The organism is Clostridium sp. DL-VIII, from assembly GCF_000230835.1.
Lineage (GTDB): Bacteria > Bacillota > Clostridia > Clostridiales > Clostridiaceae > Clostridium.
Genome location: NZ_CM001240.1, coordinates 4,269,640 through 4,292,899, shown reverse-complemented (window position 1 = coordinate 4,292,899; position 23,260 = coordinate 4,269,640). Strand labels below are relative to the sequence as shown.

At 30.0% G+C, this 23,260-nt stretch carries 23 protein-coding genes; 20 read left to right on the top strand and 3 right to left on the bottom strand.

Annotated elements, in window-relative coordinates; all coding sequences use genetic code 11:
• Positions 1–121: 121 nt before the first annotated feature.
• Complete coding sequence (locus CDLVIII_RS19810) at positions 122–655, top strand: sigma-70 family RNA polymerase sigma factor (protein WP_009171254.1); 534 nt, start codon at positions 122–124, stop codon at positions 653–655.
• A 13-nt stretch (positions 656–668) separates the two neighbouring features.
• Entirely contained in the window at positions 669–1,760 is a 1,092-nt protein-coding gene (locus CDLVIII_RS19805; RefSeq protein ID WP_009171253.1) for a DUF4179 domain-containing protein, read from the top strand.
• 326 nt (positions 1,761–2,086) lie between these two features.
• Here the strand turns inward: CDLVIII_RS19805 and CDLVIII_RS19800 are convergent, their stop codons facing one another.
• Together CDLVIII_RS19800 and CDLVIII_RS19795 are read right to left on the bottom strand one after the other, a co-directional pair.
• The gene (locus CDLVIII_RS19800) at positions 2,087–3,142 is read right to left on the bottom strand and encodes an aldo/keto reductase (RefSeq protein ID WP_009171252.1); all 1,056 of its coding nucleotides are present in this window, start codon (positions 3,140–3,142) and stop codon (positions 2,087–2,089) included.
• 221 nt (positions 3,143–3,363) lie between these two features.
• Positions 3,364–4,296, bottom strand: a complete 933-nt coding sequence (locus CDLVIII_RS19795; protein ID WP_009171251.1) for an AraC family transcriptional regulator — start codon at positions 4,294–4,296, stop codon at positions 3,364–3,366.
• A gap of 466 nt (positions 4,297–4,762) precedes the next feature.
• Between CDLVIII_RS19795 and CDLVIII_RS19790 the strand changes: the two genes are divergently transcribed.
• The 9 genes from CDLVIII_RS19790 to CDLVIII_RS19755 all read left to right on the top strand — a co-directional run bounded on the left by CDLVIII_RS19790 (position 4,763) and on the right by CDLVIII_RS19755 (position 13,314).
• The gene (locus CDLVIII_RS19790) at positions 4,763–5,524 is read left to right on the top strand and encodes a helix-turn-helix transcriptional regulator (protein ID WP_009171250.1); all 762 of its coding nucleotides are present in this window, start codon (positions 4,763–4,765) and stop codon (positions 5,522–5,524) included.
• Positions 5,525–5,681: 157 nt separating this feature from the next.
• Positions 5,682–6,029 carry a P-II family nitrogen regulator gene (locus CDLVIII_RS19785; protein WP_009171249.1) on the top strand — a complete coding sequence of 116 codons (348 nt, stop codon included), beginning with the start codon at positions 5,682–5,684 and terminating at the stop codon, positions 6,027–6,029.
• 151 nt (positions 6,030–6,180) lie between these two features.
• Positions 6,181–7,275, top strand: a complete 1,095-nt coding sequence (locus tag CDLVIII_RS19780) for a spermidine/putrescine ABC transporter substrate-binding protein (RefSeq protein ID WP_009171248.1) — start codon at positions 6,181–6,183, stop codon at positions 7,273–7,275.
• 155 nt (positions 7,276–7,430) lie between these two features.
• A complete protein-coding gene (locus tag CDLVIII_RS19775; protein WP_009171247.1) occupies positions 7,431–8,558 on the top strand; it encodes an ABC transporter ATP-binding protein in 1,128 nt (375 codons plus the stop codon).
• A 12-nt stretch (positions 8,559–8,570) separates the two neighbouring features.
• Positions 8,571–9,434: an ABC transporter permease gene (locus tag CDLVIII_RS19770; RefSeq protein WP_009171246.1), complete on the top strand. Its 864-nt coding sequence runs from the start codon at positions 8,571–8,573 to the stop codon at positions 9,432–9,434.
• A gap of 1 nt (position 9,435) precedes the next feature.
• The gene (locus CDLVIII_RS19765; protein ID WP_009171245.1) at positions 9,436–10,239 is read left to right on the top strand and encodes an ABC transporter permease; all 804 of its coding nucleotides are present in this window, start codon (positions 9,436–9,438) and stop codon (positions 10,237–10,239) included.
• A gap of 29 nt (positions 10,240–10,268) precedes the next feature.
• Complete coding sequence (locus CDLVIII_RS19760; protein ID WP_242835771.1) at positions 10,269–11,273, top strand: amidohydrolase family protein; 1,005 nt, start codon at positions 10,269–10,271, stop codon at positions 11,271–11,273.
• Positions 11,266–11,643, top strand: a complete 378-nt coding sequence (locus CDLVIII_RS32225; RefSeq protein ID WP_242835770.1) for an amidohydrolase family protein — start codon at positions 11,266–11,268, stop codon at positions 11,641–11,643. The genes CDLVIII_RS19760 and CDLVIII_RS32225 overlap by 8 nt, the downstream gene beginning before the upstream one ends.
• Before the next feature lie 189 nt (positions 11,644–11,832).
• A complete protein-coding gene (locus tag CDLVIII_RS19755) occupies positions 11,833–13,314 on the top strand; it encodes an aldehyde dehydrogenase family protein (protein WP_009171243.1) in 1,482 nt (493 codons plus the stop codon).
• Positions 13,315–13,777: 463 nt separating this feature from the next.
• On the opposite strand, the gene CDLVIII_RS19750 is transcribed toward CDLVIII_RS19755, so the two are convergent.
• The gene (locus CDLVIII_RS19750; protein WP_009171242.1) at positions 13,778–14,536 is read right to left on the bottom strand and encodes a LuxR C-terminal-related transcriptional regulator; all 759 of its coding nucleotides are present in this window, start codon (positions 14,534–14,536) and stop codon (positions 13,778–13,780) included.
• 673 nt (positions 14,537–15,209) lie between these two features.
• On the opposite strand from CDLVIII_RS19750, the gene CDLVIII_RS19745 reads away from it, so the two are divergent.
• From CDLVIII_RS19745 to CDLVIII_RS19715, 9 genes are all read left to right on the top strand, one after another.
• A complete protein-coding gene (locus CDLVIII_RS19745) occupies positions 15,210–16,565 on the top strand; it encodes a putrescine aminotransferase (protein ID WP_009171241.1) in 1,356 nt (451 codons plus the stop codon).
• Between the two features lie 200 nt (positions 16,566–16,765).
• The gene (locus CDLVIII_RS31505; protein WP_186005513.1) at positions 16,766–16,942 is read left to right on the top strand and encodes a hypothetical protein; all 177 of its coding nucleotides are present in this window, start codon (positions 16,766–16,768) and stop codon (positions 16,940–16,942) included.
• Between the two features lie 105 nt (positions 16,943–17,047).
• On the top strand, positions 17,048–17,146 hold the full coding sequence (locus tag CDLVIII_RS32220; RefSeq protein ID WP_242835769.1) for an HNH endonuclease: 99 nt from the start codon (positions 17,048–17,050) through the stop codon (positions 17,144–17,146).
• Between the two features lie 135 nt (positions 17,147–17,281).
• On the top strand, positions 17,282–17,992 hold the full coding sequence (locus CDLVIII_RS19740) for a hypothetical protein (protein ID WP_035301855.1): 711 nt from the start codon (positions 17,282–17,284) through the stop codon (positions 17,990–17,992).
• A 378-nt stretch (positions 17,993–18,370) separates the two neighbouring features.
• Complete coding sequence (locus CDLVIII_RS19735) at positions 18,371–19,336, top strand: hypothetical protein (RefSeq protein WP_009171240.1); 966 nt, start codon at positions 18,371–18,373, stop codon at positions 19,334–19,336.
• Positions 19,333–20,091: a metallophosphoesterase gene (locus CDLVIII_RS19730; RefSeq protein ID WP_009171239.1), complete on the top strand. Its 759-nt coding sequence runs from the start codon at positions 19,333–19,335 to the stop codon at positions 20,089–20,091. The genes CDLVIII_RS19735 and CDLVIII_RS19730 overlap by 4 nt, the downstream gene beginning before the upstream one ends.
• Positions 20,092–20,165: 74 nt before the next feature.
• The gene (locus tag CDLVIII_RS19725; RefSeq protein ID WP_009171238.1) at positions 20,166–20,633 is read left to right on the top strand and encodes a hypothetical protein; all 468 of its coding nucleotides are present in this window, start codon (positions 20,166–20,168) and stop codon (positions 20,631–20,633) included.
• A complete protein-coding gene (locus CDLVIII_RS19720) occupies positions 20,617–21,990 on the top strand; it encodes a hypothetical protein (RefSeq protein WP_009171237.1) in 1,374 nt (457 codons plus the stop codon). Before CDLVIII_RS19725 ends, CDLVIII_RS19720 begins: the two co-directional genes overlap by 17 nt.
• A gap of 165 nt (positions 21,991–22,155) precedes the next feature.
• Positions 22,156–23,148 (top strand): DUF2971 domain-containing protein, encoded by a 993-nt coding sequence (locus tag CDLVIII_RS19715; RefSeq protein WP_009171236.1) that lies wholly within the window; start codon positions 22,156–22,158, stop codon positions 23,146–23,148.
• Positions 23,149–23,260 lie beyond the last annotated feature (112 nt).

Here is a 23,260-nt window from a genome sequence, read left to right as displayed (position 1 = left end):
CTATTAAAAATACAGAGATTAAGATGCAAAAAAATAAAAGATATTATTCTTTGATAGAATTTGAGTTGTCTTATTCGTAATAGTAAGTGTAAGAGACTTTCAGAAAGGGGGGCATTTTGTTATGGATAAAGAAATTTACTCATTAATAAAAAAGAGAAATGAAAAAGGTATGGAGTTACTTATTAATGAGTACGCACCATTAATAAAAGCTATAGTAAAGAGACATTTATACAATCTTCCACAATATCATGAGGAATGTATTAATGATGTATATCTTGGAATATGGAATAATATAGCTAGCTTTGATAATGAAAAAAATATTTTAAAGAATTGGATAGCTGCAATAACAAAACATAGAGCTATTGATTATAAGAGAAAATATTTAAGGACTCTTGAACATATTGATATAAGTGAGTTAGAGATAGAAAGTAATTTCACAATAGAGAAAGAACTTTTAAAGAATGAATTGGAATATGAAATAGAAGAAATTCTCAAATGTCTTAGTGTATTTGATAAGCAGCTTTTTATTAAACTTTTTGTAAAAGAAGAATCGGTAGAGGAAGTTAGCGAAGAGTTTAATATTAAACCATCCGTATTATATAACAGAATTTCTAGAGGAAAAAGAAAACTTAAAAGCATATTTTCTAAATCATAAGGAGGGATAAGCCATGAAAGATGAATATAGTTTATTAAATAATGTAGAAATAGATTTTTCACAGTATGAAATAGAAGATGTTAGTGAATTAGAAAAGAAAAAGATGATGAAAAAATTTACAAAATCTAAAAATAAAAAGGTTTTTTTGAATAAAAATAAGGCCTTAGCAGCTGTGGTAGCATTGCTTTTAGCTGTAAATTTAGGTGCTCATGGAAATAAAGTTTTAGCAGCAGTAGCAAGCTTTAAATATAGTATTAATACATGGTTAGGTATTAACACTACTGGAGAAAAGTATTCAACTGAAATAGGGAAAACATTGGAAGGAAAAGATATTAAGCTTACTTTAAATGAGTTTTTTACTGATAATTCAAGAATCATTATTAACTTTAATATTAATAAGAAAAAAAATGAACTTGTTGATAATAACAATAAGTTAGCGCCTGATATTTATATTAATGGCAAAAAAATTGAGAGGAGTTCTGATTATGTCGGATATAGTATTGCAGGATATAAGGATTTTGTTGAATACGATAATGTAGAAAATAATGAAATTGAGACAGATAGTAATGTAATTCTTGAGGTTGAAATGAAGGACTTGCCATTAAGTGATAAGGAGGATGTAAAGTTAGTATTTTCTTCTTTAGCCGAAAAATATGGTGTTAGTTATTCAGATTTTACTTTTAACTTTGTCTATGATTCCACTACTTATAAAAATAACACTAAAGTGATTCAAGTAGATAAAAATATTAAAATTGGTGACAATGAGCTTTCTTTAGATAATGTTACTGTTAAGCCAGATAGAGTACTTATTTCGGGTTCAGCAAAAGGTTTTAGTGCATGGGAAAATAATAATGATGTTAATTATTATTATGATATTGTTGATTCAAATGGTGATCAAGTGCCTTTGAAGGAGGAAATAGGAAACGGAGCATATTTTTATACACATTATGCAAATGAATTACCAGTAAAGAATTTTGATGTAAGTACAATAAAGATTATTCCATATACTTTTAACAAAATAAATACAAATACTACAGCTGTTTCTAATGATGGTAGAATAAAATATATAATTGAAGATAAGATTATTACAATTAATTTAAAATAAAGTATATAAAATACTTAGAAGAGGGAAAAGCAAGTAAAATGTAATTCTAATAAGATACTTGAGAAATAGATATTCTATTTTTATAAAATAGTTATCATTTACTTTCGATACGGAGAACCGTACCATAAATGATGTAGACTTTCATATAAATAGTTGATATCACTAGCTTTAAGTAAAATAATAGTGTGATATTTTGTATCATATTTGTAAGCAAGTTTTTAAACTAACTAAGCTTAAATATAAGTTAAAGAGATATTTCATAGATAAAAAAGAAGGAGAAGCCTCTCTTCATCAGAGACTTCTCCTTCTTTTTCAGCTTTTTCAAATTATTTAGAACCAGTTGGTACCGGAATTTTGATTCCAACTGTTGCTGCCATTTTTGCTATGGCTTTCGGGTCGGAATTTTTAACGTTCACGTCAACACGTGGAGTGTAGTATGCTTCTAATTGATGTACTTCTTCATTGGTTAACTCGATTGAGAGGGCTTTAATTGCATCGTCGATGTGGCTAGTTTTAAGTGCTCCAACGATAGGCGCTGCAACAACCGGATTTCGGTATAACCAAGCAAGCGAGATTTCTGCACGACTGACCCCACGTTCTTCTGCAACTTTACCAATGGCTTCAACAATTTTCTCATCGGCTACTGCAGTTGCCTCAAAGTAATTTAGAGCTCCTGCTTCAGCCTCGGAGCGAGTTGTCTTTTCACCCCATGGACGAGCTAGCATACCACGGGAAAGCGGGCTGTATACGATGGTCTGAATACCTTCATCAGCACAGAGCGGAATCATTTCATTCTCTTCCTCACGAGCGACCAAATTGTAATTATGTTGCATTGATATAAAGCGTGTCCAGCCATTAACCTTCTGGATGTGAAGAGCCTTAGCAAACTGCCAAGCTCTCATTGTAGAGGCTCCCAAATAGCGCACTTTTCCCATCTTTACGAGATCATGGAGTGCTTCCAAAGTTTCTTCCCATGGGGTAAATGGATCAGCTCTATGAATCTGATAAAGATCGATGTAATCAGTTCCAAGACGTTTTAAACTATGATCAATCTCTGTCATAATCGCCTTTCGTGAGAGTCCAAACGAGTTAGGCCCAGATCTCATCGGGGCACCAAGCTTTGTAGAGATGACTATATTCTCACGTTTAGCAAATTCTTTCAGCGCCTTACCAATTATCTCTTCACTTGTCCCTTGAGAATATAGATTGGCAGTATCAAAAAAGTTAATACCTTCCTCGATTGCATGTTTGATTACAGGGCGGCTGCCTTCCTCATCAAGCGCCCAAGTAGGATGGCCCTTAGCAGGGTCCCCAAACCCCATGCAGCCGATGCATATCTGTGAAACTTCAAGTCCAGAGTTGCCTAGCTTAATGTATTGCATATAAATACCTCCTAAAAATATGTTATATTTGTTCGTTGAATCTATTTATATTATACATGTAGCTCTAAAGTCATCGGTAACACAATTCAATCAAAAAGTTGCCTAATCCTATCAAACTATACAATGTGGCTTTGATGATAGAATAGTTATAACAAAAAAGAGTGGTAAGTTAAAATGCCTTCACGCTCTTTAATAGTTTAAATTATTTATTATTGAATTTCTTAAATATCCACAATTGTATCATTAATGCATTTAAGCCGTTTAACATCCTCTCTGGGTGGAAAGCCAAACATTCTTGAGTATTCACGACTGAATTGCGTATGGCTTTCATAGCCAACATTAAATGATGCATCTGCCACATTCATTGACCCTGATAGTATTAGACGCCGGGCTTCCTGAAGCCTCAATTGTTTTTGAAATTGAATTGGACTCATTGCAGTTACTTCCTTAAAATGTCTATGGAATGATGGAATGCTCATCTTTGCCACATCTGCTAGATCTTCAATGCGAAGAGGATTCTGAAAATTATTCATCATATGTTGTATTGTGTTTCTAATATGAATAGTTGGACTCCCATCAGTTACAATTCGTCTTAATGAATCGCCATAATCCCCTTGCAATGTTTTATATAATATTTCTTTTGTATAAAGCGGGGCAAGGAAAGGAATATCGGTAGGTTTATCCAGAAGGCGAACGAGTCTCACCACAGCATCTAGCATGGATACATCAAATTCAGCAACATTCATACCACGTTTTGAAGTTCTCTTGCCAGTTACCTTAAACTCTTCAGCACTTAACAGTTCTAAAATAAGGCTTGGAGTAAATTCAATTTTGCAATACAAGTTTGGAACTTCGGGGGAGGATTCCATTGCTTCAAAGATAATCGGTAAATCTATAGATGATACAATGTAATTCGATGGACCGCCCCTTAATCGTTCACCCCCAAGTATAATATCCTTTGAGCCCTGAACTACGATACAGAGGGAAGGATTATAGAGTCCACGTGGAGGGCCAGCCAATGTAGAATAATGAGTAGTGGAATAACGTGAAAAACCAAGGCACGGAATTTTTGTAGGCTGATAGCCTTCCATGTGGGTATGTCGCTGAACGAGATCAGCAAGCTCCTTTTGAAAATAACTTATTTGATTAAACATAAGATCCTCCTGTATAAATCTTTATTCTTTAAGGCTTAAGCAAAGAAAATACCTTCGTCCAAAAGTGTCATTTATCTTATCTTTTAATAAATTATATCAAATTATTCTATAGTAGTATCATTTTTTTGTCTCATTACACTTGGATACAGTTGTTAGGAAAGAGATGGATCTACTTAATGGGTTTTCATAAAATTTATCATATAAGGTCTAAAAGTTTGAATATTAATTAGTGCTTTTGAAAAGGCCTTTTCCTAAACAATATTATCTACTTAAAAAGGAGTAGATGTGGTATAAAAAATAATCAAATGATAATATTGAAATGGAAATTTTGCAATAGTAAAATGGAATTAATAAAAAATAATGTGCAAAGAGGTATATGTAATAATGAATTTAATTGATTACATATGCCTTTATTTTTTATCATATTTACAAATTTGTGATTAGAAAATAAAGGGGGATATAAAAGGTGCAAAGTTTAGAAACAAATGACTGGATGGTTATTAATAATATAGTATATCAAATTAATTCTATTGAGGATTCAATGACCATGAGAAAAAATTTTCTTACTCAGATGGCTCTTATTCTAGATTTTGATAGTGCTGACTTTTATATTGCATCAGAGTTAAATAGCCATATCCTAACTAATCCGGTTTTTTACAATTATAAGCCAAAAAGTGATGAGAACTACATGGATAAATATGATAGCGTAGATTATAGCAGGGGATTGATGTTTGGAGGAAAAAGCAAAGTATATAGAGAAAGTGATATTATTTCAGAAGAAAAAAGAGTGAAGACAGAATATTATAAAATATATTTTGCACCTAATAATTGGCACCATACTTTAAACATGATATTGGCATATAAGAATCAGTTTATAGGAGTAGTATGTTTTTTTAGATTAAAAGGTAAAGAAGATTATACATATGAAGATTCTTTTATTTTAGATATTATAAAGGAACATATGGCATTTAGATTATATCAAGACTTAAATAAAAGTTCATTGAATGATGAGAAAATAACTCTTTCACAATGTGTAATAACTTATAATTTAACAAAAAGAGAGGAGGCTGTCTTAAAAGAACTTATGAATGGTACAGGAAATAATGATATTAGTGATAAATTATGTATTACCAGCAACACTTTAAAAAAGCATATACTTAATATTTACCGAAAATTAAATATAAAAAACAGAGTTCAGCTATTTAAAATGGTTAAGGAAAAAGAATAACATACTACTTTATAAGTATATATATATCAAAAAGTATAATTAAAATGGTGTTTTTGGACAATTGTTATAAAAATATTTTGATAGTATATTATTCACAAGAAGTAATTAACTGATTACAATAATTTTTCACATAATTTAATAACTTGGGGGTGATTTTATGAAGGAAATAGTGCTAATCATAAGACCTGAAAAGCTAGAGATTGTTAAAAGTATTTTAGATGAGTATCATTGTGGTGGAATGACGATTTCAACTGCCATGGGATGTGGGACTCAAAGAGGATCTTTAGATGGAGTTAATCAAATTAAAGGCTTAAAGACTAATATAAATTTATTACCTAAAATTAAGGTTGAGGCGGTAGTAGAAGATAATATATTAGAAGACATTTTCTTAGCAGTAATAAACAAGGTTGGCACAGGTAATGTTGGAGATGGAAAGATTTTTGTTCGAAACATAGAACAAGCTGTTCGCATAAGAACTGGTGAAAGAGGAGTCAAAGCTTTATAAGTATATATTTTTAAATGCAAGGGTGCATAAAGATACAGATATCTTTATGCATTTTTTAATTAAAAATTAATGTTTAATTAAAAAATATAATTGACTAATAGTAAGAAAGCATAAGGATAATAAGCAATATTTATTTAAGGAGTGAAGTTTTATGATTAAGGGAAGCTTAAAAAAGTTTATGGCAATTATGATGGTTGGGACTATAGCAGCAACAATTTTGGCAGGATGTGGTTCAAACAACCAAAGTTCTTCTGTCAGCAGCAGTTCTGGTGAGAAAAGTGGAAGTAAAGAATTAAACGTTATTACTTGGTCAGAATATATACCAGATGAGGTAGTAAAAGGCTTTGAAGATAAATATGGAGTCACAGTTAATTTAACCACATATTCTGATCCAGATGAAATGCTTGCCAAAATGAATTCGGGAGCAAAAGGAACGTATGATATGATCATTGGACCTGCACAAGATATTAAAACCTTAAAAGATCAAGATTTAATTCAGAAATTAGATACTAGTAAAATAGATAATTTTAAAAATCTTGATGAACAATATTTACATGAAGCCAATGATCCTAAAAATGAATATAGCCTTCCGTATTTAGGTACAAGCATTTTAATTGCAGTTAATACAGATAAAATTAAAGATAATATAACATCATATAAAGATTTGTTAGATCCTAAATATAAAGATTCAATGGTTGTTGTTGAAGATGCAAGACCAATTGTTGGCATCGCATTAATGGAAAATGGCTATAAAATAAACGATACAAGTGATGAAGGATTAAAGAAAGCAGAAGATTATTTAACACAGTTAAAACCAAATATTCATGCCTTTAATGGGGATAGTCCAAAAACCTTATTATTAAATGGTGAATGTTCTTTAGGTCTTGTATATGGAGGCGAATGTGCATTAGCAGCAGAGCAAAATCCAGCAATTAAAGTAGTATATCCATCAGAAGGCATATATTTCACTTTCGATATGATGATGAAAACAAATGGAGCTAAAAATCCTGAGAGTGTAGATTTATTCATGAATTATATTTTAGATCCACAGGTAAGTGCAACTATTTCTAAAAACTTCCCATATGTAAATCCAAATAAATCAGCTAAGGATGTATTAGGAGATGAGTATAAGAATAATATAATTGAAAATATTCCTGAAGCAGAATTAAAGAAGAGCCAAGGTTTAGTTGATATAGGAGATAATGTATCAAAAATAGTTGATATCTGGACTAAATTTAAAGGTTAGATATATTTGATAAAATAACAAGTCATTAGAATGTACTATTTTTATTAAACAAATTTAATAGAGGCTGCTTGTAGATGTTATTATAAAAAATAATTATTGAAGTTCTGACTTGTTATTTTTACTAATAAAAATTTAAAAACTGTGGAGGGGATGAAATGTCTGAGGTTATCGTAAAAATAGATAATATAAATAAAAAATATGGAGATAATTATGTAGTTAAAGACTTAGCTATTGATATAAGAAAAGGTGAATTTTTAACTATGCTTGGACCTTCAGGTTGTGGTAAAACTACTACTTTAAGAATGATAGCTGGTTTTGAAACACCTACAAGCGGAAATATTTATATAGAAGGTGAGGAAATTCAAAATACAGAGGCCTATGATCGTGAAGTAAATACAGTTTTTCAAAACTATGCATTATTTCCTCATATGACTATTTATGATAACTTAGCGTTTGGGTTATCTATAAAGAAGGTAAAGAAGAAAGAAATAAAAGAGCGTGTTATAGAAATGCTTGAATTAGTACAATTGGTTGGTTTTGAAAATAGAAAGCCTGATCAATTATCAGGTGGGCAAAAGCAAAGAGTTGCTATAGGAAGAGCTCTTATAAACAGACCTAAGGTTTTGCTATTAGATGAACCTTTAGGAGCTTTGGATTTAAAGCTAAGGAAACAGATGCAGTTTGAATTAAAGAGGCTTCAAAGAAAATTAGGAATTACCTTTATTTATGTAACACATGATCAGGAAGAAGCACTTACTATGAGCGATAGAATTGCAATTATGAGTAGTGGAAATCTTGAACAGATAGGAACTCCAAAAGAAATATATGAAAAACCAAAATCTAAATTTGTAGCAAACTTTATTGGAGAATCGAACTTATTTTATGGAGTTGCAAAAAAGAAAGAAGATAATGTACTAGAGGTAAAGGTAGAGAGCGGCAATGTAAGTACCATAGGTTCACAAATAAATGATAATGAAATAATTTATGTGCTAGTAAGACCAGAAAATATTAAATTATCTAAAGCACCAATTGATGGCTTTACCCTTGTTGGAAAGGTGAAAGAACATGTTTATATTGGCAATGTAAATAAGACAATCATTTTGCTTCCTACAGGAATGGAAGTGAAGATGAACACCAATCCCAAAATAGAGCTGATGTCAGTAGATTCAGAGGTATATATTTATTGGAAAAAAGAAGATGCAGTTGTAATTAAGTCTCCAAGTCAGGAAGTTTTTAGTGTTATAGATAATCCTGTATTTACAGCAGAGAATCAATTAAAGTAAGGGGGTAGTTAGATGAATCATAAAAAGAAGATAAATTTACCGCTTGTTACTACAGTAGGGCCAGTTTCAGCATGGATGATTTTACTTGTAGCTATCCCATTTATTTATGTTTTTGTTATGAGCTTCATGCTTAAAGATCCAAATGGTGGAGTTAAAATCGGATTTACACTAAATAATTTTAAACAGGTATTTGATCCGCTTTATTTAAAGGTATTTGGAGAATCACTTTTGATTTCAATTTTTACAACTATAATATGCATATTGGTTGCTTATCCATTCACTTATTTTATAGCTCAAAAGACAACTATAAAAAAGACTGTATTTATGGCAATGGTAATAGTACCGTTTTTAGTAAGCTCTTTAATAAGGCTTTTTGGATGGATTAATATACTTCGTAAAGATGGCATTCTCAATTCACTGTTATTAAAATTAGGATTAATTCATCAGCCTCTTGAGTTAGTATACAATACTACAGGAGTTATGATTGGTCTAGTATACATGTTATTGCCATTTATGATTTTGCCTTTATACAGTTCAATTGAAAAATTAGATAAGTCTTTGTTAGAAGCTTGCAGTGACTTAGGAGCTAAGCCAGCAGCTGCATTTTGCAGAGTAACATTACCACTTACAATGCCTGGAATATTTGCAGGAAGCATCTTAGTTTTTATTCCATCTCTAGGATATTTCTTTGTTACAGATATACTTGGAGGCAGCAAGACTCAAGTAATTGGAAACATTATTAGAAATCAATTTATAACTGCAAGAAACTGGCCTCTAGGTTCTGCTATTTCAATCTTTTTAATAATAATTACATTGATTCTCGTATGGCTGTATCAAAAATCAGGTGGTAGTATGGATGATTTAGGAGGGATGTAAAATGGTAAAAGCAAAGAAGAAAAGAATATCTGGAGTATTAAAAAATGTCTATATTGGTCTTGTTTTTTTATTTTTATATCTTCCTATTTTCTATGTAATAGTTTTTTCATTTAATACCTCAAAGTTGAATATTGTTTTCGAAAATTTCACCCTTCAATGGTATGGAAGTTTCTTTAAAAATAGAGCTTTAATGGATTCCCTTGCAAACACGTTAATTATTGGAGCTGCAAGTACAGCTGTATCAACTGTTATAGGAACTATTGGTGCTATTGGATTAAATAAATATAGATTTAAAGGAAGAGGAATAATAGATAAGTTATTATATATTCCTATAGTAATACCAGAGGTAGTTTTGGGAATTGCATTACTTTCTATATATTCTGCATTAAGTATTCCTTTAGGGCTTATAAGTTTAATCTTATCTCATATTACTTTTAGCATACCGTTTGTAGTAATAACAGTTAGAGCAAGACTTGCTGGCTTTGATAAATTTTTAGAAGAAGCGGCCATGGATTTAGGAGCAAATCGTATCGTAACTTTTTGGAAAGTTACTCTTCCACTCATAATGCCAGGAGTTCTATCAGGGGCGATGTTAGCTTTTTCATTATCTATTGACGATGTTGTAATCAGCTTTTTCACAACAGGACCAGGAAGTATGACTCTTCCCCTTAAGATTTTTTCAATGGTAAAGACAGGAGTAACTCCAGAAGTAAATGCTTTGTCTACGGTAATAATGGTTATTACTATCGCGATCATTGCTGTGAATACTGCATTTCAAGTTAAAAGACTAAAATCTAAAGGATAAACAGTTAACTAAATAAAATGGAGGTTAATATGAAATATGATTTTGTTATAAATAATGGTACCATAATAGATCCAAAACGTAGAAAAAGTACTGTAGCCAATCTCGGAATTTTAAATGGAAAAATAAGTGCTATAACAAGAGAAAGTATAGAGGGTACCTTTGAATTAGATGTTACAGGAAAAATTGTATGCCCAGGAATTATAGACATTCATGCTCATGTTGAAGGAAATTTAGAATGTGCAAAAGTCATGGCAGCAATGGGAGTTACTACAGTTTATAATGGTAACTGCGGAATGTCTCCAAAAGATATCAAGGAGTTTTATGATAAATATAAATATTTTCTAATTAATCAAGTGGAACAAATTGGACATACGACTTTAAGAGAGCAGGCTGGGGTTAATGATAGATATAGACCATCAACTGAGGAAGAAATAAAAATAATGAAGGCTAATATTGAAGAAGCATTTGATTTTGGTGTTAGCGGGTTATCTTTTGGACTTGAATATGTACCAGGAAGTTCTGAAACGGAAGTTTTAGAATTAGCAAAAATAGCAGCAAGATATGGTAAACTCATATCAATTCATACAAGGTCAGATTGTTATGGAGGCCTTATAACCTTGAGAGAAGCTATTGATATAGCAAGAAAGACAGGAGCTGCTATAAATATTTCACACTTGGTATATCAATTTGGAATGGGAATGGCAGATGAAGCTTTGCATATGATTGATGAGGCTTTGAAGGAAGGTCTAGACATATCAGTTGATAGTGGTTTATATAGTGGATTTGCAACATCTATTGGAAGTGCAGTTTTTGATGAAGGTTGTATAGAAAAATGGGGCTGTGACTATAGCAGTTTAATTGCAGGAACAGGAAAATACAGAGGACAAAGATTATCAAAAGAAATATATGAGGAACTTAGATGTAATTACCCAGAAGCTACGGTAATAGGTATGGTAGGAAAAGAACGTGAGGTTTTTGAAATTCTAGATAAGCCATATATGATGGTGTCTACAGATGCAGGCACCAATGTATGATAATGGAATTCCAGGTCATCCTCAAGATGCTGGAACCTATCCAAGATTCTTTAGGACTATGGTAAAAGAGCAGGACAGGCTTACGCTTATAGAAGCAATTAATAGATGTACTTATATGCCTGCTAAACGTCTAGGATTAGAGAATAAAGGAATTATTGATGTTGGAGCTGATGCAGATATTTTAATATTCGACCCTGACTTAATAGAAGATAAATCTATGTATCCTTGTTTTGGGCCTACAGATTTAAGACCAGAAGGTATTGAATATGTTTTTATAAATGGAGTTATAACGGTAAAGGGAAAAGAAGTTTTAGATGTCAATGCAGGAAATGTTATTAAAGATAAATGTGAATTTTGGAAATGGGATTAAGAATTAAAATAATAAAAAGTATATATATATATGTGGCAATTAGTTTTCTACATTTTATATTCTGGTATTTACTTAGCCTATAAATGTTTTAAATGTAATTTTACTATTACGACATATATATACGAGTTTGGCAAAGCGCTAAAGGTTGATTGTAAATTTAAGTGAAATTAATTGGGAGGTTAAAATATTATGGAAATTAAAAAGATGTATATAAATGGTGAATGGATGGAGGCAATTTCAAAGAAGACAAGAGATGTTATAAATCCGGCAAATGGACAAGTAATTGCTAAAACAACAGAAGGCGGAGTTGAAGATACTAAAGCAGCTATTGCAGCTGCTAAAGAGTCCTTTTATGGAAAAGGAGAATGGAGAAGAATGAATGCACAGGCTCGTGCGGATATTCTTTTGCAAATTGCTGATAAAATAGCAGAAAAAAGAGATAGATTTGCAATGCTTGATACTATAGATAATGGAAAACCACTCCGTGAAGCAGAAGGCGATATTGATGATGGAATTCACTGCTTTAGATATTATGCTGGGTTAATAACAAAACCATATGGAGGCGTTTATGATGTAAATGATGGCTTTGGGCAGATGCATTCATATACGGTTCATGAACCAGTAGGTGTATGTGGACAGATAACACCTTGGAATTATCCATTTTTAATGGCAGTTTGGAAATTAGCGCCAGCAATTGCAGCAGGCAATAGTGTCGTATTTAAGCCAAGCTCAAACACTCCTTTATCAACTATTGAATTATTTCAAATATTTGATGAAGTTGGGCTTCCAAAAGGCTGCGTTAATTTAGTTTTGGGGTCAGGTGGAACTGTAGGGCAGGAGATAGCAGAAAGCAATGATGTAGATATGATTACTTTTACAGGCAGTACAGAAGTTGGCCAGAGTATTGCTAAGGCGGCTGCTAGAAATCTTAAGAAAGTAGGGTTAGAACTTGGAGGAAAATCACCAAATGTTATTTTTGCAGATGCAGATTTTGAAGGTGCTGTAGAATGGGCTATGATTGGAATTTTCTTTAATCAGGGTGAAGTATGTTCAGCAGGCTCACGCATAATTATTGAAGAGTCCATAAAAGATAAATTCGTAGCACGTCTTGCAGAAAGAGCAAATGCAATTACTATAGGCAATCCAGTAAATAATCCTGATATGGGACCACTAGTTTCAAAAGAGCATATGGAAACAGTATTAAAATATATTGAAATAGGCAGAGAAGAAGGCGCAACTTTAGTTTGTGGCGGTGAGAGATATACTGAAGGTGAATGTGCAGAAGGATATTATATTAGACCAACTATCTTTGATAACTGCACTTCAGATATGACCATTGTAAAAGAAGAAATTTTCGGACCAGTAGTAACTATTCAAACTTTTAAGACAGAAGAAGAAGCTATAGCTTTAGCAAATGACACAATATATGGATTGGCAGGAGCAGTATTTACTTGTGATGGAACAAGAGCATTAAGGGTAATAAAAGAAATTCGTGCAGGAATCACATGGATAAACTGCTACAATCCAACTTTCAATGAAGCGCCTTGGGGTGGATATAAGATGAGTGGATACGGAAGAGAATTAGGTATCCATGGATTAGAAGAATATCAAGAAATAAAACAAATAAATATTAATTTAACACCAGGCCCAATAGGCTGGTATGAACACTAAAAGATTTATACTTATGCGGTAGCTTACCGAAATCACATACATTTTTATTCCACAGGACTTATGAAATTTTCGCTGGAAGGTTCTAAATGTGGGCTTGTCACCATTTCAGCGTGTTCCAAATGTAAAGTTTGGACAAGCTGTAAATGGAACAAGCCCACATTAGAACCTTCAACAGCTCAATTTCATATGCCTGTTCCACAAAAATGTATGTAATTTCTGGTTTAGTAATCTCATTTAAGTTTAACAAATATAGATATCCAATTTATAAATTCAACTTATACATTAGCCTGATTCATGTGATATCAATAATAATTTCTGGTGTATAAGTGAATTTCTTGTTTTGGATATCTATACTTTTCATAATTATAAAATAGATTATTAAGACAGCAGAATGTGATGAGATTTTAATAAAAATGCTCATTATATTCTGCTGTCTTAATGGTTTATAATTAAATAACATTATTTATGATTTATCTCTGAATTTTAATAAATTCCATTTAGTTGATACATTGAATTTTTTATATAGATTCTGAATATGTTTTTTTAAAGTATATCCACTTATAAATAGTTTTTCAGCAATTTCATCGTTATTCATATCTTCAAAAATAAGCTGTAATATCTCGGATTCGCGATTGGTTAAATTATATTTGGAAGCAAGAGCAGCTATTGAATAAGATGTGCTGGAAGAAGTTTTTGAATTCTTTGTATAATGCTTGTAAAAGCTAAGATTTAAATGATCACTAAAAGCTTTTACCAGAAATATCTCATCAGACGTAAAATCCCCTTCTCCTTTAGTACGATAAATTGTAACCACTCCTAGAAAAACATCATTATATACTAGATTTAATTGTAAAGAATAATGAAGTCCAAAAGGTTCATAACATTTTTTATATAGTGTCGTTTTTATTCTCTCACTTTCAGGCATTAAGTCACTTTCACGGATGAGAAGAGATTGTCCACTTAACATAATCCATCGGGTATAATCTTCATCTTCATTTAAAAGATAATTTTTTTCAGTATCTGAGTAAACCTCGGGCATGCAAATTGGATCGCAAAGTAAGTTTTTTGAATTAGTATGATCAGCCATTAATATGCTGGAGGCAGTGTTTGGAACCAACATTTTAAGTAAATTTAAGAATGTAATTTTCATAGTATCAAAATCAGAAATGCTATATATCTGATATATTATGTTATTTATTAAGAGAAATTCATTGTTCTGCATAAAAATACCTCTCTGTACTGATATAATTTTTAAGCAAAGTGTTAAACGATGTCATATGAAAAATAAAGCAAATATATGACACGTATTTTGGAAACTAAAGAATAAAAACAGTTTATCACAATTAAATATGCTTGTATATATGGATTGCCAACTTTAAAACTAAACTTATGTGGTAGCTTACCGAAATCACATACATTTTTATTCCGCAGGACTTGTGAAATTTTCGCTGAAAGTTCTAAATGTGAGCATGCACCCATTTCTGCATGCTCCAGAAACAAGTTCGTGACAAGCAGCAAATGGAACAAGCTTTAGCAGCTCAATTTCAAATGCCTACTTCACAAAAATGTATATGATTTCTAGTATAGATACACACAAAGGTTTGACTTAAATGCATAAATATTCTATATATAAGTTAAATTTTTAATTTGTTTATCTATATAGTGACTATACTAAATGTGAGTATCAACAGATATTAAGTAAGAAAGAATCTACTTATAAAGTAGTATAAATACTTTTAAAATAATACAATAACCATACCGTAGTGGAATTGTAATCGAGGATTAGTTTATTTTATAATAATATCAATAAAAGAAATATATGAATACAACGGCGTATTAATGATTTAAAAATCAATATAATACGCCATTTTAATTTTAGAAAGGAAGTACTGATTATGGCACAAAAAGAACAGGTTATTGAGGATTTAAAAAAAGTAATAGGATATATCAAAAGTGATGAACTAACAAATGAGGAAAAAGAAAAAATAACAAAAGATACAGTAAATTATTTTGATAATTATGTGAGTCCAGGCTGGTTAAAATATAGAAAATCAGTATCAACAAATGCGGCAGTTGTAGAATGGACTGATAAGGGAACATATTGTACAGGCTTATACGGAGAAGAATTTATAGATTGCCTAGGCGGCTTTGGAATTTATACATGTGGACATAGAAATGATGAGATACTTGATGTTGTAAAGTCACAGCTTGATCATCAAGCTTTACATTCACAAGAATTATTAGATCCTTTAAGAGGATATCTTGCAAAAGCAGTTGCAGATATTACTCCGGGAGATTTAGAATACTGTTTCTTCACAAATGGAGGTGCAGAAGCAGTAGAAATGTCATTAAAGCTTGCGAGAATTGCTACTGGCGGCAGATGGTATATTTCAACTGTTGGAGCTTTCCATGGTAAGTCAATGGGAGCTATCTCAATGGGAGGAAAAAGTACTTACAGAATACCGTATTCACCAATGGTACAGCAAGTACAGCATGTTGAATATGGCAATGCAGATGATATGAGAAAAGCTATAAAAAATCTCGTAGCTGTTGGAGAAAAAGTTGCAGCAGTTATAATAGAACCTATACAGGGTGAAGCAGGAATTATTATTCCGCCAGAAGGATATCTAAAGGAAGTTAGAGAAATATGTGATGAATATGATGTAGCATTGATTTTTGATGAAATCCAAACTGGTATGGGTAGGACAGGAACTATGTGGAGATGTGAAGCAGAAGGTGTAGTCCCTGATATAATGACTTTTGGTAAAGCTTTTGGTGGAGGAATAATGCCAATAACAGGTATTATATGCAAGCCTAAAATGTGGGTACAAGAATTGATAGATAATCCATGGCTGCTAGGTTCACCAACATTTGGAGGAAATCCAGTCTGCTGCTCAGCAGCACTTGCAACAATAAAATACATGCTGGAAAATGATGTGCCTGGACAATGTAAAGAAAAAGGAGAATATCTTAAAGCAGGATTAGAAAAATTATGGGGGAAATATCCTGAAGTAATTGATGAAGTAAGAGGAACAGGACTAATGCTTGCAGTAGAATTTTGTGAAAGTGAAGTAGGATATTCTGTTGCTAAAGGAATGTTCAAAAGAGGAGTCATGACAGCAGGAACTCTAGTAAACGCTAAATGCATTCGTTTTGAACCCGCAGCAGTAATTTCCAAAGAAGATATGGATAAGGTAATCGAAAGAATGGACGCAGCTTTAGAAGATACAAAAAAGGAATTTAATTTATAAAATAGATTATTATGAAAAATGTTGTAAATAATAGGGCGAAATGATATAAAATTTGTAAAATATGAAGTATAATGAAGATAGAATGTTTAGAGATAAGTGTTCTATCTTTTTTATATTTGGGAGGTTTATTTATTAAGGTTAAAGTGGTGATTATGTCTATAATAGGCAGTTCGGCGAAGATCAATCAAAACCTAAACTAAATGCTATGGTTAAATGATGTTATTCTTATTATCAATGAAAAAGGATTAGAATTTTTATTTAAATTAGATTTAGAAAGTAATGAAGAACTTAGAATATACTATGTTGCAATTAGTAGAGTTATGGAAAGTTATTTATTAATGTTTCTATATTACCAGTTGAAAAAGACAACGATTTAAAAAAATTGTTTTGAATTATAAGAATTTAACTAGTGATTTTAAAATATTTATTTTATTCATTAGCCGATTAGAGTATATTCAAAAAAATATGAAAAGAGGTATATCATGAAAAAATGTGCATATTGTGGTATAGAATTAGCAAGACAAAATAAAACTAAAGAGCATATAATACCACACGGTTTAATTAATTTGTTTCCAGAGTAGAATATTACATTTACAGAGGAGAGAGCGTATAAAGATAATTTTGGACAATCTATATCAGATGTTTGTGCTAAATGTAATAATGAAGATTTGGGAGAATTGGATACATATGGAGTAAATTTGATTAAGGATGTTTTCATGAAAGATTTTAAAAGAGATGAGAAACTTAGTATATCATTTGATTTCAATATGTTGTCAAGATGGTTGCTTAAAATAGCCTATAATTATAATCGAGTTTCAAAAACAAGTTGTGCATGGTTTGAAAAAAATATTGATTATATATTAGGTAAAGATGTTTCGTGTGATAGAGTTTCAATATTTGCAGGAGTGCATGTTGATATGAACCCATTAGGTGAAAAAAATGACATATATTTACCTTTAAGCATTGGAACTGATTTAAAGTTTTATGATTCTGGAATTATTCCATATAGAACTTTGATGTATGGACTTCACACTCAAGAAAAAAATAAACCATTAAATTTTAAAGATATTTATAAAAGTTATTCATTTAGATTTGCATCAGCAAGATTTATATTAATATTATGGAAAAGCTCATCAAATTTAAAAGATATAGAGAATATTAAAAAATTAATAGAAATGATGTTTCCTTATACAAATGTAAGCAATAATGAGGTTACATTAGAACGGGCTAATGATAATTTGAGTGGGCGATATAGTAATTTAATTATAGGATATACTGGAATGAGCTTAATGGATGCTCAAGTTGATAGTTTAGTTCCTGATATTGAATATACACAAAAACATTTTAATGAATTTGGTAAAAAGATGAAGTCGCAATATGGTGATATGGTAGAAAAATTAGTTATAAAAGAATATGGTAAAAAGTAATTATTAATCAGCAGGGCTAATTGATTAGAGCTTAAAGCAGATTTTAATTGATTCTCTCATAAATATGAGTGTAAATTTCTGTTGTAGCAACACTCTGATGTCAAAGAATTTGTTGCAAGTTGTCGTATTTATACATAAGAATAGCAGTGGTATGACAAAGTTTATACGTTGTTATAAAATTTGCATTAAGTTCGGAAGAGATAATACATTTCCTTACAATATTTTGGATAGATTTAGTAATAATGCGGTTATTATTTCTTTGGATGAATATAACAATCAATAACTAGATTATGCGATTAGGCACTATGGATTTAAAATGGTAAGATACAAATATTAGACAATATGTTAATAGTCATAGTTACATATAAGGAGGCAATTATGAAAGTAGAATACAATAATAAAAATAAAAATGATGCAGCTAGTTTGATTTTTAAAGAACTATATGAAGTTTCTAGTTTATCTGATACTGGAGAATATGTTGATGGAAAAGTGAAAAAGGAACAAATAAAGGTTGTTTTATATTCACATTTTTACCAGTATAAGACTGAAGAGAACGATACTTGGGGGATATTAACTAGTAAAAATATTGATAAAGTAGAAAGTATTGAAGAATTTTACAATAAGATTATAAGTGAATTAGTAGCATTAAATATGATTGAGAGCTATGGTATATTTTCTGCGGATGGATACAAGCTTACACTTTTAGGATTTAAATATAATTTAAAATTAGCTAGTAGCAACAGCTCAATTAATCTATTTATTGAAAGTGAAGCAGCAATTTCAGCGGAGATATCATATTTGAAAACTATTAAAATACCTGAAAGTAAGACAAAAACATTAATTAAAGATTTATTAGAAATAATTTATCTTTATAAAAATAATTATAATAAAAAAATACAAATTCATGAACTAATTATGAGATATTTATCTTCCATTGAGGATGAACTGTCGAAGTATTCAAATTTATATGATGTTGAGGAAAGTAAATTATATGATAAAAATAGCTTACAGGAAATAAAGAAAATAATTGAAAATGAAGTCTATTCGAGTTTTAGAAGAGATTTAATATTTTATGACAATTTTAGTTCTGGTTTAATTGATATTACGCCTAGCGGGATAAAATACTTATTGGGAGATAAGATTACTATAGAAAATGAAGAAAAATTAAGTGGATTAAATAAAGAAATATCTATAATTCATATTTCAGACTTACATTTTGGTTCAAGCATTAATGATGGAATTGATAATAAGGATAATCTTAAAGGCGTAGAAGGCTTGAAAGTTCCATTATTTAATAATTTCAAAAAAAATTTAATGATAATATATCACAAGATACATTTTTGATAGTTAGTGGAGATTTAACAACTAAAAATGAAGAAAATGGTCTTAGTGAATGTCTAAAACATTTATCTGAATTAAATATAAATCAAGATAATATTTATATTGTTCCAGGAAATCATGATTGTGATAGGGACGGAACAAATGAAAAAATTCAATTCTCTAAATTTATTAGCTATTTCTCTGAATATAATAGTCCATTTGTTAAGAATAAGTATATTTTAAATAAAGAATTAAAATTATTTATTATAGGATTTAACTCAGTTCATATATCACCTGAAGATGATAAACAGGAACTATTTTATATCAAAGAAGAAAAAATAGATGAGTTAATTAAATTAGTAGATAAATTATCTAACGAAATAGATGACTTTGATAGATATACAAAGCTTGCAGTAGTACATAATAATATTGTCCCACATCCGTCTGTAGAAGTAAAAAAATATGCAGATATTCTAAATGTATATAAATTTAAATATACACTTAATCAACTAGGTTTCAAGTTTATATTTTCAGGGCATAAACACCAATCATTAATTGAAAGACATATTACTTACGGAGATGATTCTCAAGGAGATTTGTTGCTAATTTCAGCAGCCTCATTGTGTGGACAAGTGGTTGGAGAAAGAAATGGATTTCAAAGCATAGATATATATAAGGATTTAGCTTCCGATAGATTAAATAAGATCATTGTTAAGGAGTATTATTCTAATCAGATAGGACTCTATAAAGAAGAAAAACAATATGAGATCAAGTACTAGTAAATATAAAGAATCTATTAAAATTAATTTTGGTTATTTTAAATGGTATGAATTTATTATTGAAGGTGGAGTTTATGACTTATTGTAGAGCATGGAAAAAAGAAAAAACACTATTTCTATTATCAGATACTTGTGTATCTGAAAAATATGGGAAGATTAATAACTATAAGAGTTCTTTTGGAGATAAATTTGGTATTTATAATAATTATTCAGTAAGTGAATCCGAAATAAAAATAGTAACAATAAATGATAAGATAGCTATTGCTTATTCAGGAAATATAGAAAAAGCTAAAGAAGCTATAGATAATCTCATTACTTCTATTAAGCATTTTGATGTGAAAAATTCATTGGCTAAATTGGAAGCTACTTATAACACTGATGAATTTGAGTTAATTGTTGTTTGTATGGAATTAAATCATGAGATATATTATTTTAATGGTAGTGTGTGTACAACAATTGAAAAGTATATTGAGATAGGATCAGGAAAAGAGGATAAAGACTTTTGTGATAAGATAGATAAGTTTATTGAGAGAGCAATATGAAGTAACAATAGATAGTATGTGTTGTTTGTTTTCTAAAAATGATAAATTCAATCCGGATAAACACTTAGTCAATGTTATTTCATATATACAATTACTATCTAAAGCTAAAAATATGTTTAGTGAGGGGGTTGGTGGCTTATTCAGTGGATTATATCTTAATAAAGAAATAATATGGTGTAGTGATTTACTTTATTATATTTTCGATGGTGATATAGATAAATTTAAAACTGTCTCAGTAGTTGAAAGATTTAATTCAGTATTTTCATATTCTGATTATAATAAAATAATTAGATACTATTGCAATGGAGTAAATGATGATGAAAGAGTAGTTACTGATGAATATGCTCAAAATAGTATAATTAAATCTTTAATAGAAAGTTTCCCTGATTATGTTGCAGTTTATAACATTAAAGATAAAAGAATAGCCGTATTAGAAACAGATAAATGGCCATATAATCAATTGTTTAAAATGTGGATTAGAAGAAGAAAAAATAAAACTAAATATGCTTTTTTATTTTCTTCAATATTTATGCACCTAAATGATATTATCATAAATTCTAGTAAAGATGATTTAGAGTTATATAATCTTAAAGTTGAAAAAGTACCATTTGAAATAAGAGAAGATTGTGTAGGAGCGCTTTGTAGTAATATTGAAGATGTTGAAGATTTTGATATTGAATATGATTATGATCTAAGAAGTTTAGAGCTTAATGATGGATATTCAAGTGACAAATGTAGCATTCTAGAGAACACTATTTCAAAATACCATAATATATTAATAGTAGATTATAGATTTTTATATGAGATAATAGATGAAAAATATAATCAATATAAATTTGCTGGAGTTCGATTAGAGCAATTAGATTTAGAACTTTTAGTACAAAAGAATTTCTATGGTGTTTCTTCACAAGAATTTAATGAATATGGATTTTATATTATCAAAAGTAAGAAAGATAGCGGATGTATTGATAAATTTTCGTTAACAGAATGGATAAAAAAATATGATAATTGTACATTAATTGAAGTAGATGATGATAAATATGAAAAAGAATTGATTTCCATAATACTTAAGACAATTGCAAAATACTATTATGATGAAAAATATTTTTGTATAGATAAATTAATACTATTCTGTGACAATAGCTACATTAATGAAATATTACAGTTTGTCCCTAAAATTAATATGGAAATAGATAATCCAGATATAATATTGATCAGAAAGATAAACCACGATACTGAAATGGATGGAAGATTTAGATATGTGATATGTGATAATGCTGTAGCAATGATGTTAGGATATAGTGAAAAGGAATTTTTACTATTAGAATCAGAATATGATCCTAGGGAGTGTAGCTAGTGCAATAAACGATTATTTATTTAGGAATTTATATGCCGAATTTAAATATATAAACTAAGACTAAGCATTTCATAAATCAAATAAGTTTTTTATTATTTATAAAATGGAAAACTGATAGAACTAGAAAAAATATTCTAAAAATTAAATGAATGGAGTGAAGCAAACTTGTGGATTAAAGAATACGTAAAACTTAATTTCCCATTAGATCCCAATGACTTGAGAATACAGGATGCAATAAAACTTAAACATCAAAATATACCAAGTTCGTTATATCGTTATAGAAAATTTAACGAGTGGAGTCTTAAAAATTTAATAGAAGAACAAGAAAGACAATCTTATCCTATTGAATTTAACGATCCATTTGATGCAAGTCTTAAGATAAATTATGAGGAAGTAAGTAAGGAATTATTTTTGAAAAGAAATATGAAAAATATAATAAATGAATTGGAAAAAAGTGGAGTAGATATAGAGGATAAGGATCTTAAAACAATTAATCTTTCTGATCAGCCAATATATGATTTTGTAAAGCTTATATCTAAATTTGATAGTAATCTTAATGGAAAGGAAGATGAATTTGCAAAAATTCTATCAGAACAAACATTAAACAGTATAAAAGAGATGTTTAGTAAATTAAGGACAAGTTTTCAAAATGGATACTTAATCGTTTGTTTTAGCGAGTTAAAGGATGAAGTATTGATGTGGAGTCACTATGCTGAAAATCATACTGGTTTTTGTATTGAGTATAATTTTCAAGAACTTGGACTATTTAATGCTCAAAGTAGAATGCTTAATCCTGTTATTTATACGGACGAGCTATTTGATGCTACACAATATATATTACAACCACTAATACTAGAGAATCATAATTTTAATAACCTATTTGGAATTTACTCAACTATATCTAAATCTACCAAATGGTCTTATGAAAAAGAGTGGCGAACTGTTTTTCCATTAGGACCAGGTGCGTCAGAAGAAGATCGTTTTATAAAGGTACCTAAACCTAAGGCATTGTATGTAGGAGCAAAATCAACTGAAGATAATATTAGAAAGTTAATGGACATAGCGGTGATAAAAGAAATACCTCTTTATCAAATAATACTTTCCGATACTTCCCATGACTTAAAGCAACACGTACTATATAATCCAACAGAAAGTTGAAAATAATATGAACTATATGTAAACTGTGAAGAAAAAGTACTAATATTCTATAATTATGCGATAAAAATGTATCATAAATAAAATGTTACTTCCCATTATTAATATAATTGGA